The sequence below is a fragment of the Rhizobium sp. CB3090 genome, assembly GCF_029714285.1.
Lineage (GTDB): Bacteria > Pseudomonadota > Alphaproteobacteria > Rhizobiales > Rhizobiaceae > Rhizobium.
The window spans coordinates 544,622-559,879 of record NZ_CP121662.1 but is presented as its reverse complement, the minus strand read 5'-3'; the positions used below and the strand labels follow the sequence as shown (position 1 = coordinate 559,879).

The 15,258-nt window shown below is 59.2% G+C and carries 15 protein-coding genes; 10 read left to right on the top strand and 5 right to left on the bottom strand.

Annotated elements, in window-relative coordinates:
- Positions 1-96 precede the first annotated feature (96 nt).
- From betI to betA, 3 genes are all read left to right on the top strand, one after another.
- Complete coding sequence (gene betI / locus QA646_RS02725; protein WP_283057437.1) at positions 97-708, top strand: transcriptional regulator BetI; 612 nt, start codon at positions 97-99, stop codon at positions 706-708.
- 1 nt (position 709) lies between these two features.
- A complete protein-coding gene (gene betB, locus QA646_RS02720) occupies positions 710-2,179 on the top strand; it encodes a betaine-aldehyde dehydrogenase (RefSeq protein ID WP_283057436.1) in 1,470 nt (489 codons plus the stop codon).
- Between the two features lie 212 nt (positions 2,180-2,391).
- Positions 2,392-4,041 (top strand): choline dehydrogenase, encoded by a 1,650-nt coding sequence (betA, locus tag QA646_RS02715; protein ID WP_283057435.1) that lies wholly within the window; start codon positions 2,392-2,394, stop codon positions 4,039-4,041.
- Between the two features lie 11 nt (positions 4,042-4,052).
- Here betA and QA646_RS02710 read toward each other — a convergent pair whose 3' ends face one another.
- The gene (locus QA646_RS02710; protein ID WP_283057434.1) at positions 4,053-4,352 is read right to left on the bottom strand and encodes a type II toxin-antitoxin system RelE/ParE family toxin; all 300 of its coding nucleotides are present in this window, start codon (positions 4,350-4,352) and stop codon (positions 4,053-4,055) included.
- Positions 4,349-4,621: a YlcI/YnfO family protein gene (locus QA646_RS02705; RefSeq protein ID WP_283057430.1), complete on the bottom strand. Its 273-nt coding sequence runs from the start codon at positions 4,619-4,621 to the stop codon at positions 4,349-4,351. The genes QA646_RS02710 and QA646_RS02705 overlap by 4 nt, the downstream gene beginning before the upstream one ends.
- Before the next feature lie 178 nt (positions 4,622-4,799).
- Between QA646_RS02705 and QA646_RS02700 the strand changes: the two genes are divergently transcribed.
- Positions 4,800-6,161, top strand: coding sequence for a chloride channel protein (locus QA646_RS02700; RefSeq protein WP_283058949.1), 1,362 nt, complete (start codon positions 4,800-4,802; stop codon positions 6,159-6,161).
- 7 nt (positions 6,162-6,168) lie between these two features.
- Here the strand turns inward: QA646_RS02700 and QA646_RS02695 are convergent, their stop codons facing one another.
- Positions 6,169-6,615, bottom strand: a complete 447-nt coding sequence (locus QA646_RS02695) for an Rrf2 family transcriptional regulator (RefSeq protein ID WP_283057429.1) — start codon at positions 6,613-6,615, stop codon at positions 6,169-6,171.
- Positions 6,616-7,105: 490 nt separating this feature from the next.
- Here QA646_RS02695 and QA646_RS02690 point away from each other — a divergent pair, with 490 nt between their 5' ends.
- The 6 genes from QA646_RS02690 (at position 7,106) to QA646_RS02665 (ending at position 14,081) form a co-directional block, all read left to right on the top strand.
- Positions 7,106-7,837, top strand: coding sequence for a phosphoadenylyl-sulfate reductase (locus QA646_RS02690; RefSeq protein ID WP_283057428.1), 732 nt, complete (start codon positions 7,106-7,108; stop codon positions 7,835-7,837).
- 127 nt (positions 7,838-7,964) lie between these two features.
- Positions 7,965-8,918 (top strand): sulfate adenylyltransferase subunit CysD, encoded by a 954-nt coding sequence (gene cysD, locus QA646_RS02685; protein WP_283057426.1) that lies wholly within the window; start codon positions 7,965-7,967, stop codon positions 8,916-8,918.
- A 1-nt stretch (position 8,919) separates the two neighbouring features.
- Positions 8,920-10,401 carry a sulfate adenylyltransferase subunit CysN gene (gene cysN, locus QA646_RS02680; protein WP_283057425.1) on the top strand — a complete coding sequence of 494 codons (1,482 nt, stop codon included), beginning with the start codon at positions 8,920-8,922 and terminating at the stop codon, positions 10,399-10,401.
- A 225-nt stretch (positions 10,402-10,626) separates the two neighbouring features.
- The gene (locus QA646_RS02675) at positions 10,627-10,974 is read left to right on the top strand and encodes a hypothetical protein (RefSeq protein WP_283057424.1); all 348 of its coding nucleotides are present in this window, start codon (positions 10,627-10,629) and stop codon (positions 10,972-10,974) included.
- Positions 10,975-11,442: 468 nt separating this feature from the next.
- Positions 11,443-12,537 (top strand): porin, encoded by a 1,095-nt coding sequence (locus QA646_RS02670; protein WP_283057423.1) that lies wholly within the window; start codon positions 11,443-11,445, stop codon positions 12,535-12,537.
- A 479-nt stretch (positions 12,538-13,016) separates the two neighbouring features.
- Complete coding sequence (locus QA646_RS02665; RefSeq protein WP_283057422.1) at positions 13,017-14,081, top strand: 3-deoxy-7-phosphoheptulonate synthase; 1,065 nt, start codon at positions 13,017-13,019, stop codon at positions 14,079-14,081.
- Between the two features lie 63 nt (positions 14,082-14,144).
- Here the strand turns inward: QA646_RS02665 and msrA are convergent, their stop codons facing one another.
- Both msrA and msrB read right to left on the bottom strand, forming a co-directional pair.
- Positions 14,145-14,672 (bottom strand): peptide-methionine (S)-S-oxide reductase MsrA, encoded by a 528-nt coding sequence (gene msrA / locus QA646_RS02660; RefSeq protein WP_283057421.1) that lies wholly within the window; start codon positions 14,670-14,672, stop codon positions 14,145-14,147.
- Positions 14,669-15,118 (bottom strand): peptide-methionine (R)-S-oxide reductase MsrB, encoded by a 450-nt coding sequence (gene msrB / locus QA646_RS02655; RefSeq protein WP_283057419.1) that lies wholly within the window; start codon positions 15,116-15,118, stop codon positions 14,669-14,671. Before msrB ends, msrA begins: the two co-directional genes overlap by 4 nt.
- Positions 15,119-15,258 lie beyond the last annotated feature (140 nt).

Sequence of the window (15,258 nt, the reverse complement as noted above, 5' to 3'; positions counted from 1 at the left end):
AGGCAGCCGATTCTGACGTGGGTCAAATCGGCCATCACTTTTTTCTTGATTGATCAATCAATCAAAAATACAATGCCGCAAACTCCAAGGTGATGTATGCCGAAAGTCGGAATGGAACCGGTGCGCCGCAAGGCGCTTGTGGATGCAGCGATGCGCGTGATCGGCGATCACGGCTCGCTGACCGTTACCATGTCCGAAATTGCCAAGCAGGCGGGGGTATCTCCAGCCCTCGCCCATCACTACTTCGGCAGCAAAGAACAGTTACTGATCGAGACAGTCAGGAGTCACTTACAGCGGCTGCGCGACAGCGTGGTGACGGCGCTGAGCGCGGTAAAGACGCCGCGAGAAAAACTGTCCGCCGTCATCCGCGTCAGTTTCCAGGCCGATCAATTCGCGCCGGAAACGATTGCCGCCTGGCTTGCCTTCTATGCCGAGGCGCAACGCTCCGAGGAGACGCGCCGCTTCCTTGTGATCTACGCGAGACGGCTGCGCTCCAATCTGCTTGCCAACCTCAAGGCGCTATGTCCATGCGAAGACGCAGAACGTATCGCCGAGGGCGCAGCCGCGATGATCGATGGTCTCTATATCCGTCAAAGTCTGAGATCGGCGCCGATCAGCATCGAAGCTTCGATCGCGCTTACGGAAGATTACATCAACGCCCTGCTTGCGCCGCTTTCCCAAAAGGCCGCCCTTCAAAAGGACAGATAAAATGACCCTCAAAGCCCAGCCGAAAGCCTCGCATTTCATCGATGGGGAATATGTCGAGGATACCGACGGCACCGCCATCGAAAGCATCTATCCCGCAACAGGTGAAGTCATCGCCCGGCTGCATGCGGCAACTCCCGCCATCGTCGAGAGAGCGATCGCCAGCGCCAAACGGGCGCAGCCGGAATGGGCGGCGATGAGCCCGACGGCGCGCGGCCGCATCCTGAAGCGCGCCGCAGAAATCATGCGCGAACGCAACCGCGAGCTTTCCGAACTGGAAACCCTCGACACCGGCAAGCCAATCCAGGAAACCATCGTCGCAGATCCGACCTCGGGCGCCGACAGCTTCGAATTCTTCGGCGGCATTGCGGCAGCCGGCCTCAACGGTTCCTATATCCCGCTCGGCGGCGATTTTGCCTATACCAAGCGTGTGCCGCTCGGCGTCTGCGTTGGCATCGGTGCCTGGAATTATCCGCAGCAGATCGCCTGCTGGAAGGGCGCACCGGCTCTGGTGGCCGGCAATGCCATGGTGTTCAAGCCTTCCGAAAACACGCCGCTCGGCGCGTTGAAGATCGCCGAGATCCTGATCGAGGCCGGCCTGCCGAAGGGGCTTTACAACGTCATTCAGGGCGACCGCGAAACCGGACCGCTGCTCATCAACCATCCTGATGTGGCCAAGGTGTCGCTGACGGGTTCGGTTCCGACCGGCCGCAAGGTCGCAGCGTCCGCCGCGGGAAGCCTGAAGCACGTCACCATGGAGCTCGGCGGCAAGTCGCCCCTGATCGTCTTCGACGACGCCGATCTCGACAGCGCCATCGGCGGCGCCATGCTCGGCAATTTCTATTCGACCGGCCAGGTCTGCTCGAACGGCACACGCGTCTTCGTCAACAGGAAGATCAAGTCCGAATTCCTGAAGCGCCTGAAGACACGCACGGAGGCCATGATGATCGGCGATCCCATGGATGAGGCAACACAGATCGGCCCGATGGTGTCCTGGGCACAGCGCGAGAAGGTGCTTTCCTACATCGAGAATGGCAAGGCGGAAGGCGCAACGCTCGTTGCTGGCGGCGGCATTCCCAACAATGTCGCCGGAGAAGGCTACTATGTGCAGCCCACCGTTTTCGCGGATGTTACCGACGATATGACCATCGCCCGCGAAGAGATCTTCGGCCCTGTCATGTGCGTGCTGGATTTCGACGACGAGGCAGAGGTGATCGCTCGCGCCAATGCCACCGAATTCGGCCTGTCCGGCGGCGTCTTCACCGCCGACCTCACCCGCGCCCATCGCGTCGTCGACCAGCTCGAAGCCGGCACTCTATGGATCAACACCTATAACCTCTGCCCGGTCGAAATCCCCTTCGGCGGCTCCAAGCAATCCGGCTTCGGCCGCGAAAATTCGCTGGCCGCGCTGGAGCACTATTCCGAGCTGAAGACGGTCTATGTGGGGATGAGCCCGGTGCAGGCACCTTATTGAACAACACCCTCGCCCCAACGGGGAGAGGGTCGCGCCGAAGGCGCGGGGTGAGGGGGCGTTGCACCGTAAGGGGTATTCTTCGCTTTCGCTCAGAATGATCGCCGCATCGCGGCGATCCCCCTCATCCGCCCTTCGGGCACCTTCTCCCCGCTGGGGAGAAGGGAGAACCCTCAACACCGCCCCTGACGTGCCCAAGAATTCCGGAGACAAAAATGCAAGCAGATTTCGTCATCATCGGCTCAGGCTCAGCCGGCTCCGCCATGGCCTATCGGCTGTCGGAGGATGGCAAGCATTCGGTCATCGTGTTGGAATTCGGCGGCAGCGATATCGGCCCGTTCATCCAGATGCCGGCAGCGCTTGCCTGGCCAATGAGCATGAACCGCTACAACTGGGGCTATCTCTCCGAGCCGGAGCCGCAGCTCAATAACAGACGGATCACCGCGCCGCGCGGCAAGGTCATCGGCGGCTCGTCCTCGATCAACGGCATGGTCTATGTCCGTGGCCATGCGGAGGATTTCAACCGCTGGGAAGAGCTCGGTGCGCAAGGTTGGGCCTATGCCGATGTACTCCCCTATTTCAAGCGGATGGAGCATTCGCATGGCGGTGAAGAGGGCTGGCGCGGGACAGACGGTCCCTTGCATGTCCGGCGCGGCGATGCCCGCAATCCGCTGTTCCATGCTTTTATCGAAGCCGGCAAGCAGGCGGGCTTCGAGGCGACCGAGGACTATAACGGCGGCAAGCAGGAAGGCTTCGGCCTGATGGAGCAGACGACATGGGCCGGCCGGCGCTGGTCTGCGGCGACGGCCTATCTGAAGCCGGCGCTGAAACGGCCGAATGTCCAACTGATCCGTTGCCTCGCCCACAAGGTCGTAATCGAAAACGGCCGTGCGACGGGCGTCGAAATCGAGCGCGGCGGCAAGGTCGAGATCGTCAAGGCGAACCGCGAGGTCATCGTCTCGGCCTCCTCTTTCAACTCGCCGAAACTGCTGATGCTCTCCGGCATCGGCCCAGGCGCGCATCTGCAGGAAATGGGGATCGAGGTGAAGGTGAACCGGCAAGGCGTCGGCGCCAATCTGCAGGACCACATGGAATTCTATTTCCAGCAGACCAGCCTGAAGCCGGTTTCGCTCTATTCCTGGCTGCCCTGGTACATGCAGGGCATTGCTGGTGCGCAATGGATGTTTTTCAAATCCGGCCTCGGAACCTCCAACCAGTTCGAGGCCTGTGCATTCGTGCGATCGGCGCCCGGGATCAAACAGCCCGATATCCAATATCATTTCCTGCCGGTCGCCATCAGCTATGACGGCAAGGCGGCAGCGAAGAGCCACGGTTTCCAGGCGCATGTCGGCTATAACCTATCGAAATCACGCGGCACGGTGACGCTGCGCTCCTCGGACCCCAAGGCCGATCCCCTCATCCGTTTCAACTATATGAGCCATCCGGAGGACTGGGAAAAATTCCGCCATTGCGTGAGGCTCACGCGCGAAATCTTCGGGCAGGAGGCTTTCAACGAATATCGCGGCCCGGAAATCCAGCCCGGCCCCGACGTTCAGACCGACGATCAGATCGACGCCTTCCTACGTGAGCATCTGGAGAGCGCCTATCATCCCTGCGGCACCTGCAAGATGGGCTCGAAAGACGATCCCATGGCTGTGGTCGACCCGGACACGCGCGTCATCGGCGTCGACGGCCTGCGCGTCGCCGACAGCTCCATCTTCCCGCACGTCACCTACGGCAATCTCAATGGTCCTTCGATCATGACCGGCGAAAAAGCTGCCGACCATATTCTCGGCAAGCCAAGGCTGGCGCGATCGAACCAGGAGCCCTGGATCAACCCGCGCTGGGCGGTAAGCGATCGGTAAACGTCGATGGCTTAGTGGTAATCCTCTTCCCGCTGATGCCGGACAGCGAGGACGGTCACTGTCGTGTCATTCTCAATTTCGAAAAGAGCAACATAACCGGAAGAACCGAAAGGGATAATCAGTTCGCGCAGAAAGGAATTATCGGCCGATACTTTGCGACAGGTGAAGGGAAAATCGCCAAGCAGCTCGATCGCCTTTTGAATGGCCTCAAGAGCTCTCTCGGCAAGATCGATATCCTTTGCGATCAGATAATCGTACAGGCGATCGAAATCCTCGAACGCCGCGGCGGTGTAGCGGATTGCATATTTCATTTTTGTCCGGAAGCTTTTGCCTTCGCAAGCTTGGCAGTCAGCATTTCCAGAACATCTCCCGAGTTATAATAAATGCCTGTCCGCTTCGCTTCATCCTTTGCCGCCAATCCACGTGCAATGAACTGCTCCTGCGTTCGCCGATGATGGATCTGAGCGCGCAGGGAACTTTCGACGAATGCGGAAAGCGTCTCCCCCTCCCTGAGGACGCTTTCGGCGGCCGTGCGCAGTTCCGGATCGACGCGCAGCGATGGGATGGAAGCGGATTTCATGGCAGACCTCGCGCATTGCAATTGCGATGCATTTTATTTGCAGATCGACCAAAGTCAAATGCCGGCCTGACGTGAACGGCCGTAACACAGTTTGACTATCGTGAGCTTTATCGGACGGTTAGATATTCGGACCCAAATTGCCGAATTTTAAATGAATAGTGCGTCCGGTCCGAAATCCATGCATCCTATCTACCGCAAATCCAAACTCCTCCGCCGTTCTCGCGTTTTTTGGGGTTCGATCCGTCTTTGGCGGCCGCGGCTGGTGTTTTGGACGGGAGCCCTGGCAATCGGCGTGATCAGTGTCGGTTTTGCCAAATTCGCCGATCTGGCGCAGCACGCCTTCGCCCGAGTGACGAGTTCCGGGGAATGGACCTGGCTGTTGCCGCTCGTGCTGACGCCGCTCGGTTTCGTGCTCTCGGCTTGGCTTGCGGCGACGTTATTTCCGAATTCTCAAGGCAGCGGCATTCCGCAGGCGATCGCAGCACGGCATCTGCATCATGAAGAAGACCGCACGAAGCTGCTGTCGCTTCGGCTTGCCTTCGGGAAGATCATGTTGACCATTCTCGGGCTGTTCTGCGGCGCTTCGATCGGTCGCGAGGGACCGACGGTGCAGGTTGGCGCCTCCTTCATGCTGGCGGTTGCCCGCTTCGGCGGCATGGCGCAGGCCAAGGGCTTGATCCTTGCCGGCTCCGCGGCAGGCATTGCGGCAGCCTTCAACACGCCGCTCGCCGGCATCGTTTTTGCCATCGAGGAGATGAGCCGCACTTATGAATCGCGTGCCAATGGTCTGGTGCTCACTGCGGTCATTCTCTCCGGCCTCGCTGCCCTCGGGCTTTCCGGCAGCTACAATTATTTCGGCACGGCCAATGCAGCGCCGGCCGCACTTGCAGATTGGGGCCTCGTCTTCATCTGCGGTGTCGGCGGGGGCGCGCTCGGGGCGGCTTTCAGCGGTTTTGCGCTCTATGCCGGCATACGCATCCGCCGATGGGCCCAGCCCCAGCCCCTCACGCGCATGCTGATACTCGCCGGCTGCTGCGGCCTCGCGGTGGCCGCCATCGGCGTCACGTCCGACGGCAGCACGTTCGGCACCGGCTATGCTCAGGCGCGCGGCGCCGTGGAGGGACATGCCCTGCCCCAGCTGTTCTTTATCGAAAAGCTGCTGGCGGGTTTCCTATCGATGATATCAGGCATTCCGGGCGGCATTTTCGCGCCCTCCCTTGCCGTCGGCGCCGGTTTCGGCAGCACGGTCGGCACGCTTATCGGCAGCAGCATCGCGCTGGCTGCGATCCTCGGCATGGCAGGTTATTTCGCAGGCGTCGTGCAGGCACCGATGACGGCCTTCGTCATCATCCTGGAAATGACTGGCGATCACCAGGCCGTCATCCCGATCATGGCGGTATCGATGATCGGCTATGTCACCTCGCGCCTCCTATCGCGCGAACCGCTCTATCACGGCCTGTCGCGCGTTTTCATCGCAGCGGCGATTCGGGCGCGGCGAGCGATCGAGAAGGAAGCTGGCGAGGAGCATGCCGCCGGCTGAAATCTCATCAAGCCAAGAGCCGGGCGACTTCCGTGTCATTGGGGAGTGCCACTGCGTCGGCGATGGTGGTCGAGAACAGGACCTTGCGAGTGGCATCGGCGACCCTGGCGAAAACGTGGCGGATTTCGCAGGTCTGTTCGCCGTCGCAATCGTCGCAGCGACGATAGGCGGTGATGGAAAGACAGGGCAATGGCGCGATCGGCCCGTCGATGATGCGCAGGATCTCGCCGAAGGTGATTTCGTTTGCCGGCTTGCGCAGGAGATAACCGCCCTGCTTGCCGCGGCGGCTGATGACAATGCCCTGATGTTTCAGGTCGAGAAGGATCTGCTCCAGAAATTTCTTCGGGATTTTCTGCTGCGCCGCAATATCGGAAATCATAACCGGCTCGCCCGCTTCGGCCTGGGCCAGAGCAGACAGCGCCCGCAGCGCGTATTTTGCTTTCTGAGTGATCATTTCGAACCGTTTACACACACATAAGATGCGCTCATCCGATTACATCGGGCCACATCGTTTCGGAACTCTCAACACTTTCGCCAAGCTTCAATCCTGCATCAACACACAGACCCTGAAAAGCCTGGCTTTGCCGGCAACCCAGCCTTGTTTTCATTCCTGTTGTTATGCCCGCAGTTTAGGGCAAAATTCGGCATTCCGCATCTTTTTAGCCATCACTTCCGATTTCCGTTTGACAAGCGGCGTGTAACTCTACTATTTCTATAGACATTAATGCAAGCATCTAGATATGACTAGTCTTATCGGTGCCGCGATGGCGGCCTGCCTCAAGGGGCAAAACGTCTCGGTTAACAGCCGAGGCGGTCGGTTTTCCGCATGGGCGTGGCTTCATGGAGATATTTGCTCTCTATTCCCTCGCTTTCGAAATCCATTTTTCTGTCCGCTCCCCTGACAAACTGCAATACTCCGGAGCAATCTCAGGACAGGATTCTCCATGACTGCCATCACTCTTATCGAAGAAGCCGGAACGCTGAACAGCCGGTTGGCGGCGCTTGATCTCGCGGGCCGCCTGTCTCTGGTCGCCGGCCTCGGCGGGCGTGCCGTCTTTACAACCTCTCTCGGGATCGAAGATCAGGTCATTACGGCGGAGATCGGCAATCACCGCCTGCCGATCGAGGTTGCGACGCTGCAGACCGGCCGTCTTTTTCCGGAAACGCTCAAGCTGATCGATGAAACCGAAACCCAATACGACATCCATATCAGCCGCTACGAGCCGGAACAGGCCGACATCGATGCCTATGCCGAGAAGTATGGTCTCAATGGTTTCTATGAGAGCGTCGAAGCCCGGCATGCCTGTTGTGGCGTGCGCAAGCTGAAGCCGCTTGCACGAGCACTTTCCGGCGCGACGATCTGGGTCACCGGCCTGCGTCGCGGTCAGTCGGCCAATCGTGCCGATACGCCTTTTGCCGAATACGATCCCGAGCGCAATCTTATCAAGGTGAACCCGCTTGCCGATTGGGACATCGATGTGATCCGCGCCTATGTCGCCGACAACAGCGTGCCGGTGAACCCATTGCATCAACGCGGTTATCCCTCTATCGGCTGTGAACCCTGCACTCGCGCCATCAAACCGGGCGAGCCCGAAAGAGCCGGTCGCTGGTGGTGGGAAAATGATGAGAAGCGCGAATGCGGCCTGCATCTTCATGAGGAAGCCGCTGCACAGTGACATCTCCCGCCGGTTCCCGGCACCGGTTTGAGGCGCAGTTGAACCTGCCGCCAGCCTACCGGGAACCAATAGTCTATTCTTCCGGCCGGCCTCCCGGTCGAAACTATCTGAAGTTCTGGAGTTAGAAATGCCTGATAGTCGTCCGGATACGGAACTCTCCAATCCGCAGAGCACCAAGCCGCCGCTCGACCCGCATTTGAAGGCGCTGGAAAACGAGTCGATTCACATCTTCCGCGAAGTGGCGGCCGAATTCGAGCGTCCAGTGATGCTATATTCGATCGGCAAGGATTCCTCAGTGCTGCTGCATCTGGCCCGCAAGGCCTTCTATCCCGGCCGCGTGCCCTTCCCGCTGCTGCATGTGAACACCGGCTGGAAATTCGCCGAGATGATCACCTTCCGCGACGAGATCGTGAAGCGATACGACCTCGACCTGATCGAACACATCAATCCGCGCGGCAAGGCAGAAAACATCACGCCATTCACCCATGGCTCGGCACGCTACACCGACATCATGAAGACGGAAGCGTTGCGCCAGGCGCTCGACGCAGGTCAATTCGACGCCGCTTTCGGAGGTGCCCGCCGCGACGAAGAGGCCTCGCGCGCCAAGGAGCGCATCTACTCCTTCCGCACGCCGGATCATCGCTGGGATCCGCGCAATCAGCGGCCGGAACTCTGGAACATCTATAACGGCCAGATCCGCAAGGGCGAGAGCGTCCGTGTCTTCCCGCTGTCCAACTGGACCGAGGTCGATATCTGGCGCTACATCCAGGCCGAAGACATTCCGATCGTGCCGCTCTATTTCGCCGAAAAACGCCCGATTGTGGAGCGCGACGGCATGATGATCATGGCCGCCGATCCGCGGCTCGAACTGCTGCCCGGCGAGATCAAGCGCGAGGAAGTCATCCGTTTCCGTACGCTCGGCTGCTTTCCGCTGACGGGCGCGATCCGCTCGACTGCCACCACCCTCGAAGACGTTATTGCAGAGCTGGAAATCGCCACGGTTTCAGAACGGCAGGGCCGCGCCATCGATCGCGACCAATCCGGCTCCATGGAAAAGAAGAAGCGTGAAGGATATTTCTGAGATGACTGCAGCCGCAACCGCAAACGCCGTCACCCTGCCGGCCGCCGAGCCCGCCAAGGTGCGCGACTCGCGCCCACTTCGCCTGATCACCTGCGGCAGCGTCGATGACGGCAAATCCACGCTGATCGGCCGTCTGCTCTGGGATACCAAGGCCGTCAAGGAAGACCAAGCCGCCACGCTGCAGCGCGATTCCACCGGCAAGCAGAACGATCTCGGCCTGCCCGACTTCGCACTTCTGCTCGATGGCCTCCAGGCCGAGCGCGAACAGGGCATCACCATCGATGTCGCCTATCGCTATTTCTCGACCGACAAGCGCTCCTTCATCGTCGCCGATACGCCCGGCCACGAGCAATATACCCGCAACATGGCGACCGGCGCCTCTACCGCCGATCTCGCGGTGCTGCTGGTCGACGCACGCATGGGCATTCTGGAGCAGACGCGCCGCCATGCGACGATCGCTTCGCTGCTCGGCATCAAGCAATTCGTGTTGGCGGTCAACAAGATCGACCTGACCAACTACGACCGCGCCGGTTTCGAGAAGATTTCGCATGATTTCCGCGAATTCGCTCTGTCGCTCGGCGTCAAGCAGATCACCGCCATCCCGATGTCGGCGCTGAAGGGCGAAAATGTCGTCTATTCCGGCCAAGCCGCTATGCCGTGGTACACCGGTCCGACGCTGGTCGAGACGCTGGAACTCGCCACCGTGCGTTCGGCGCAGGCGGTCGGCTTCCGCCTTTCGGTTCAGCGCGTGTCGCGGCCGGGCGAAAGCTTCCGCGGCTATCAGGGCACCGTTGCCGGCGGTTCGGTGAAGCCCGGCGACAGCGTCATGATCCTGCCGTCGGGCATGGTCGCCAATGTCTCCAAGATCGTCACCTTCGATCTCGTCCGCAATGCCGCCGTCGCAGGAGACGCAATCACGCTCGTGCTCGACCGGCAGGTGGACGTATCGCGCGGTGACATGATCGTCGCCATCGACAGCCAGCCGCAATCCGGCCTCTCCTTCGACGCGCAGATCGTCGCGTTGCAGCCGGAGGGCATCGAACCCGGCAAGCGCTATTGGCTGAAGAGCGGCAGCCGCCGCCAGCGCGTGCAGGTGCAGCCGATTGCTCAGCTCGAGCTCAAAACCGGCGCCTGGGCACCCGCACAGTCGCTGTGGATGAACGCGATCGGCAAGGTCCGCCTCTCCTTCGACGAAGCTGCGGTTTTCGATCCCTACGACCAGAACCGCTCGACCGGCTCTTTCATCCTGATCGACCCCGAAAGCAACAACACGGTTGCCGGCGGCATGATCACCGGCAAGCGTGCTGAGGTCGGCGGCATCCACAAGGACGGCCAGCGGGTACTTCTGTCACTGCCGGCCGATCTTGCCGACCAGATCATGGCCAGCGAGCTCTTCACCAGCCGCCGCGACGAAACCGAAGTTCGCCGCGTCACCGCCGCACAGGCTGCTGAGATCTGGGCGAACGCCGCGAGCGATATCTGATCAGCGTTAAATTCGCGACCGAGAAAGGGGCCGGCCACCGGCCCCTTTTTAATAGAACATTAGCTATCAACGCCTTTAACTTTTTCCCTGCGCACAACAATATATTTCTTGAACACATAAAATGTGTGCACCGCAATATAGCCATGACAACCTTTAGGAAATGCCAGAGACTGGAGTTTCGGTCGGGCATCGCTATACAATAGCCTCATGATATCAGGTCGGTTTTTGAAAATTCTCGCTTGGAGCTACATCGCGGCATTGGTTGCCGTGACCCTTGCGCATCTCAATTTGCAAGCCGCACTTGGCAATCCTTTCAACATGTATCGTGCCGGCGCGCTCTGCGTTGCGGGCATGTTGGCGCGGCTTGCTTATCCGCAGTCGCCCTCCTTCACCTGTCTGCTGATGATCGGCAGCGTCTCGGTGCTCGGCTTCTCGCATTTCGTGGCGAATGGAAGTTACGGTTCTCCGATGGATATCATCGTCGACATGAGCGGCGGCCTCTGGGGCATCGCGATCGGCGCCGTACTGAGCAAGCTGATATCGCCAACGTCGAAGCGAACCGCTCTGTATTAATGCATCTCGCGCAAAAGTGTGCAGCGGTGCGAAAACGACATGCAAAAACAAATCGGACGCTCTCAGCTCACTCGCACATGAAACCAGTGCGCGACGTCATCGAAGGTGTCGCTTCGGTCTGCGTGCAGCACACCCACATTCAGGATCGAACTTTTCGCGTCTTCCAAGGCCAGCCCTGCGCTGAGCCAATTCTCTACTCCAAAGTGATTATTGCGCAGATAATATTACGGCAAACTTACTATCTGTATTTGCAGATGTGGCTTTCCTGCAACTAAAAATGAAAAATCACGAAAACGTCATTCTGTGAAAAATATATCATATTACTTTACAGGAAATCGTTCTTAATAGCGACCAGAAGCGGGTGGGGCCCGTTTCTCCCGAGTCGGGGTTTTTAACAGGGATAGGGTGAGGCACGTCGATTTTTCGGCGCGATGGCCTGTGCCCAATCTATATTGGATTGGAGTTTTTATGAACATCAAGAGCCTTCTTCTCGGCTCCGCTGCGGCCCTCGCAGCAGTTTCCGGCGCACACGCTGCTGACGCTGTCGTCGCCGCTGAGCCGGAACCGCTCGAATACGTCCGCATTTGCGACGCATACGGCGCCGGTTATTTCTTCATCCCGGGCACCGAAACCTGCCTCAAGATCGGCGGCATGGTCCGTACCGAAGGCAAGTGGTACAACGCCTACAACCCGGGTCCGGGCGGCAACTATGGTACGCTTTGGCATACTCGCGCTCAGCTTTCCGTCGATACCGCATCGGACACCGAGTACGGTCCCCTGAAGACCAACACCGTCTACCGTTGGGATTGGCAGGAAGGCGGCTCTACGAGCACTAAGCTGCTCTGGGCTAACATCAGCCTCGCTGGCTTCACCGTCGGTAAGCTCGATTCGCAGTACAACCTGTTCGCAGGTTATGCCGGCGACGTGATCAACGACGACGTGGTCTATGACGGCCCTTATGAACTCAACCAGTTGACCTACAACTACGATGCAGGCAACGGCTTCAAGGCTGTCATCTCGCTCGAAGACTCCAACTCCGGTTCGGATAGCTCTTCCTACGGCGGCGCTTGGGTTCAGTCCAAGGCTGACCATTATGCACCGAACGTTGTTGCCGGTGTTGGCTACAAGGCTGGCAGCTTCGGCTTCAAGGTGGTCGGCGGTTACGACTCGATCGTCGAAGAAGGCGCTATCAAGGCTCGCGTCGATGCAGACTTCGGCGCGTTCACGGCCTTCTTGATGGGCGGCTGGAACACGGACGGCGACAAGCTGAACCAGTACGCCGGTTCGAACCTGAACGCATCGGCTTGCCCGGTTGGCCGTGGCGATCTTTGCGGCTGGGGTGACTGGGCTGTTTGGGGTGGCGTTGGCTACAAGATCAGCGACAAGCTGAAGTGGAACCTTCAGCTCGCCTACACGGACTCGAAGATCTTCGAAGCCACGACGAACCTCAAGTTCAACCCAGTCAAGAACCTGCTCATCGAGCCGGAAGTTACCTACACCAACTTCGATTCTGTGAACCAGGACCAGTGGGCCGGTATCCTCCGCTTCCAGCGTAGCTTCTAAGAGCTCATTTTCGAGATCTGATCTGACTTGACCCCTGATCGGATGGGGACTGGCCCGACTTCCAGCGAAGTGGGCCAGTCTTTCCGAGTAGCCGCCCTCATATTCCATGACTGGCTCGGCTGTTTAAAAGCCGGAGAGACCGCGAGCATTGTTCGGCTTCGCGATAACAGAGAATAAAGGACCGGGATAAGGCTGCAAGCTTTCCCGTGTATCAAAGCCGTGCCTGCCCGGCGGCGAGGCTTCTGATCATGCACTCCCAATGTATCAACATCATCGACAAGCCGTCTTTTTTGTCGTAGAGAGGCCGCATGTCATTCACCTACGCAAATGCCTCGCGATTTTATTCGTACCGCTGCTCTCAGCGGAGGCGGGCCCGTGCGTAGGTAAAATCGACGTAACGACATAGACCCGAACAGCCGCTAGTCCTACCTGGCGGCTTTTTTGTCGGCACGGTATGACCCCAAAAAGGAACCGATACCGTGTTGAATTCCACTGATGATTTGCGAATTGTCGAGATTACTGCCCTCACCTCGCCCTCCCGCATTATAGAGGAGATCCCCCGGGATGAGGCCGTCACTACGACCGTGACGGAAACGCGCAATGCCGTTCACCGCATCCTGAACAATGACGATGATCGATTGATCGTGGTGATCGGCCCCTGCTCCATTCACGATCCTGTCGCGGCACGAGACTATGCCGCCCGCCTGAAGGAACAGCGCGATCGGTTCGCCGACGATCTCGAAATCATCATGCGGGTCTATTTCGAGAAGCCTCGGACCACGGTGGGCTGGAAAGGTCTCATCAACGATCCTCATCTCGACGGCAGCTACCGTATCGAGGAGGGATTGCGTATCGCCAGAAGCCTTTTGGTCGACGTCAACGAAATCGGACTGCCGGCGGGCTGCGAATATCTCGACACGATCACGCCGCAGTACATTTCCGATCTGGTAAGCTGGGGTGCGATTGGCGCGAGGACGACCGAGAGCCAGGTGCATCGCCAGCTCGCTTCGGGCCTTTCATGCCCGGTCGGCTTCAAGAACGGCACGAACGGCGATGCAAGGATCGCGCTTGATGCGATCGTGGCGGCCTCGCAGCCGCATCATTTCCCGGCCGTCACCAAGGAGGGCCTTGCGGCGATTGCCTCGACACGCGGCAACGAGGATTGCCATCTCATTCTGCGCGGCGGCAGGCAGCCCAACTATGACGCCGCAAGTGTGCAGGCGGTCTCGGCACAGGCTCAGCAGGCCGGCCTTAATCCGCGGATCATCATCGATGCCAGCCATGCCAATAGCAGCAAGAATCCGGAAAACCAGCCACTGGTGGTCACTTCCGTCGCAGAGCAGGTTTCGGCGGGCGATCATCGTATCAAAGGTATGATGATGGAGAGCAATATCGTCGCCGGCCGCCAGGATCTGGTTCCCGGCAAAGCGCTGGTTTATGGCCAAAGCATCACCGACGGCTGCATCGATTGGCCGACTTCCGTCCGCACGCTGGAGGAATTGGCCCAAGCCGCGCAAGCAAGGCGGCGGCTGCCTCGCCAATAGCGTTTCCGATCAAGGGATCGTTCACCCAATCTGCGGGTGAACGATCCCGGCGGCCAACGTCACTCAGGACGCCGCGCGCTGCGTCGCATCGGATTGCCGGACCGGCAGTTTCCAGCCGGGGCGGACGAAATGGCAGGTGTAGCCGTTCGGAAAACGTTCCAGATAATCCTGGTGCTCCGGCTCGGCCTCCCAGAAGTCGCTTGCCGGCGTCACTTCCGTGACGACCTTGCCCGGCCAGAGACCGGAGGCATCGACATCGGCGATCGTATCGAGCGCGACCCGCTTCTGCTCGTCGCTGGTATAAAAGATTGCCGAGCGATAGCTGGTGCCGACATCGTTGCCCTGGCGGTTGCGCGTGGTCGGATCATGGATCTGGAAGAAGAATTCCAAAAGGTCACGATAGCTGATCTTTTCGGAATCGAAGGTGATCTCGATCGCTTCCGCATGGGTGCCGTGGTTGCGATAGGTCGCATTGCGGACATCGCCGCCGGTATAGCCGACGCGCGTCGAGATGACGCCATTATAGCGGCGGATGAGGTCCTGCATGCCCCAGAAACAACCGCCGGCGAGAACTGCACGTTCCGTAGTCATCGGATATCCTCCACTTGGTCGAGATAGGCGCCATAACCCTCGGCTTCCATGCGGTCACGATGCACGAAGCGAAGGGAGGCGGAGTTGATGCAATAGCGTAGGCCGCCGCGATCCTGCGGTCCATCCGGGAAAACATGGCCGAGATGGCTGTCGCCATGGATAGAGCGCACTTCTGTGCGCAGCATTCCGTGCGAGAGATCAGTCAGCTCGTTGATGTTGGCAGCTTCGATCGGCTTGGTGAAACTCGGCCAGCCGCAGCCCGAATCGAACTTGTCGGAAGAGGCAAACAGCGGCTCGCCTGAGACGATATCGACATAGATGCCGGGCTGCTTGTTGTTCAGATATTCGCCCGTGCCTGGACGCTCGGTACCGCTTTGCTGCGTCACGCGGTACTGCTCGGGAGACAGCTTCGCTATAGCCTCGGAAGTCTTGCGGTAATTCTGCATTCCTGTTCTCCTTGCCCTTAGACGCATATTTCGAACTCAACCAGGTACTACGAGAGAACACTGGATATCGTTACAGACATCAAGCTCGATGAGCGTCGCGGGAGTGGTTGCGACGGAAATATAGGTATGGAGCAAGCGAT

Bases quoted from the DNA above. Each gene is read 5' to 3' on its own strand.
- betI (WP_283057437.1), top strand. From the start codon at position 97: ATGCCGAAAGTCGGAATGGAACCGGTGCGCCGCAAGGCGCTTGTGGAT.
- QA646_RS02710 (WP_283057434.1), bottom strand. From the start codon at position 4,352: ATGAAATATGCAATCCGCTACACCGCCGCGGCGTTCGAGGATTTCGAT.
- QA646_RS02695 (WP_283057429.1), bottom strand. From the start codon at position 6,615: ATGATCACTCAGAAAGCAAAATACGCGCTGCGGGCGCTGTCTGCTCTG.
- msrB (WP_283057419.1), bottom strand. From the start codon at position 15,118: ATGCAGAATTACCGCAAGACTTCCGAGGCTATAGCGAAGCTGTCTCCC.
- betB (WP_283057436.1), top strand. From the start codon at position 710: ATGACCCTCAAAGCCCAGCCGAAAGCCTCGCATTTCATCGATGGGGAA.
- cysN (WP_283057425.1), top strand. From the start codon at position 8,920: ATGACTGCAGCCGCAACCGCAAACGCCGTCACCCTGCCGGCCGCCGAG.
- msrA (WP_283057421.1), bottom strand. From the start codon at position 14,672: ATGACTACGGAACGTGCAGTTCTCGCCGGCGGTTGTTTCTGGGGCATG.
- cysD (WP_283057426.1), top strand. From the start codon at position 7,965: ATGCCTGATAGTCGTCCGGATACGGAACTCTCCAATCCGCAGAGCACC.
- betA (WP_283057435.1), top strand. From the start codon at position 2,392: ATGCAAGCAGATTTCGTCATCATCGGCTCAGGCTCAGCCGGCTCCGCC.
- QA646_RS02690 (WP_283057428.1), top strand. From the start codon at position 7,106: ATGACTGCCATCACTCTTATCGAAGAAGCCGGAACGCTGAACAGCCGG.
- QA646_RS02700 (WP_283058949.1), top strand. From the start codon at position 4,800: ATGCATCCTATCTACCGCAAATCCAAACTCCTCCGCCGTTCTCGCGTT.
- QA646_RS02705 (WP_283057430.1), bottom strand. From the start codon at position 4,621: ATGAAATCCGCTTCCATCCCATCGCTGCGCGTCGATCCGGAACTGCGC.
- QA646_RS02670 (WP_283057423.1), top strand. From the start codon at position 11,443: ATGAACATCAAGAGCCTTCTTCTCGGCTCCGCTGCGGCCCTCGCAGCA.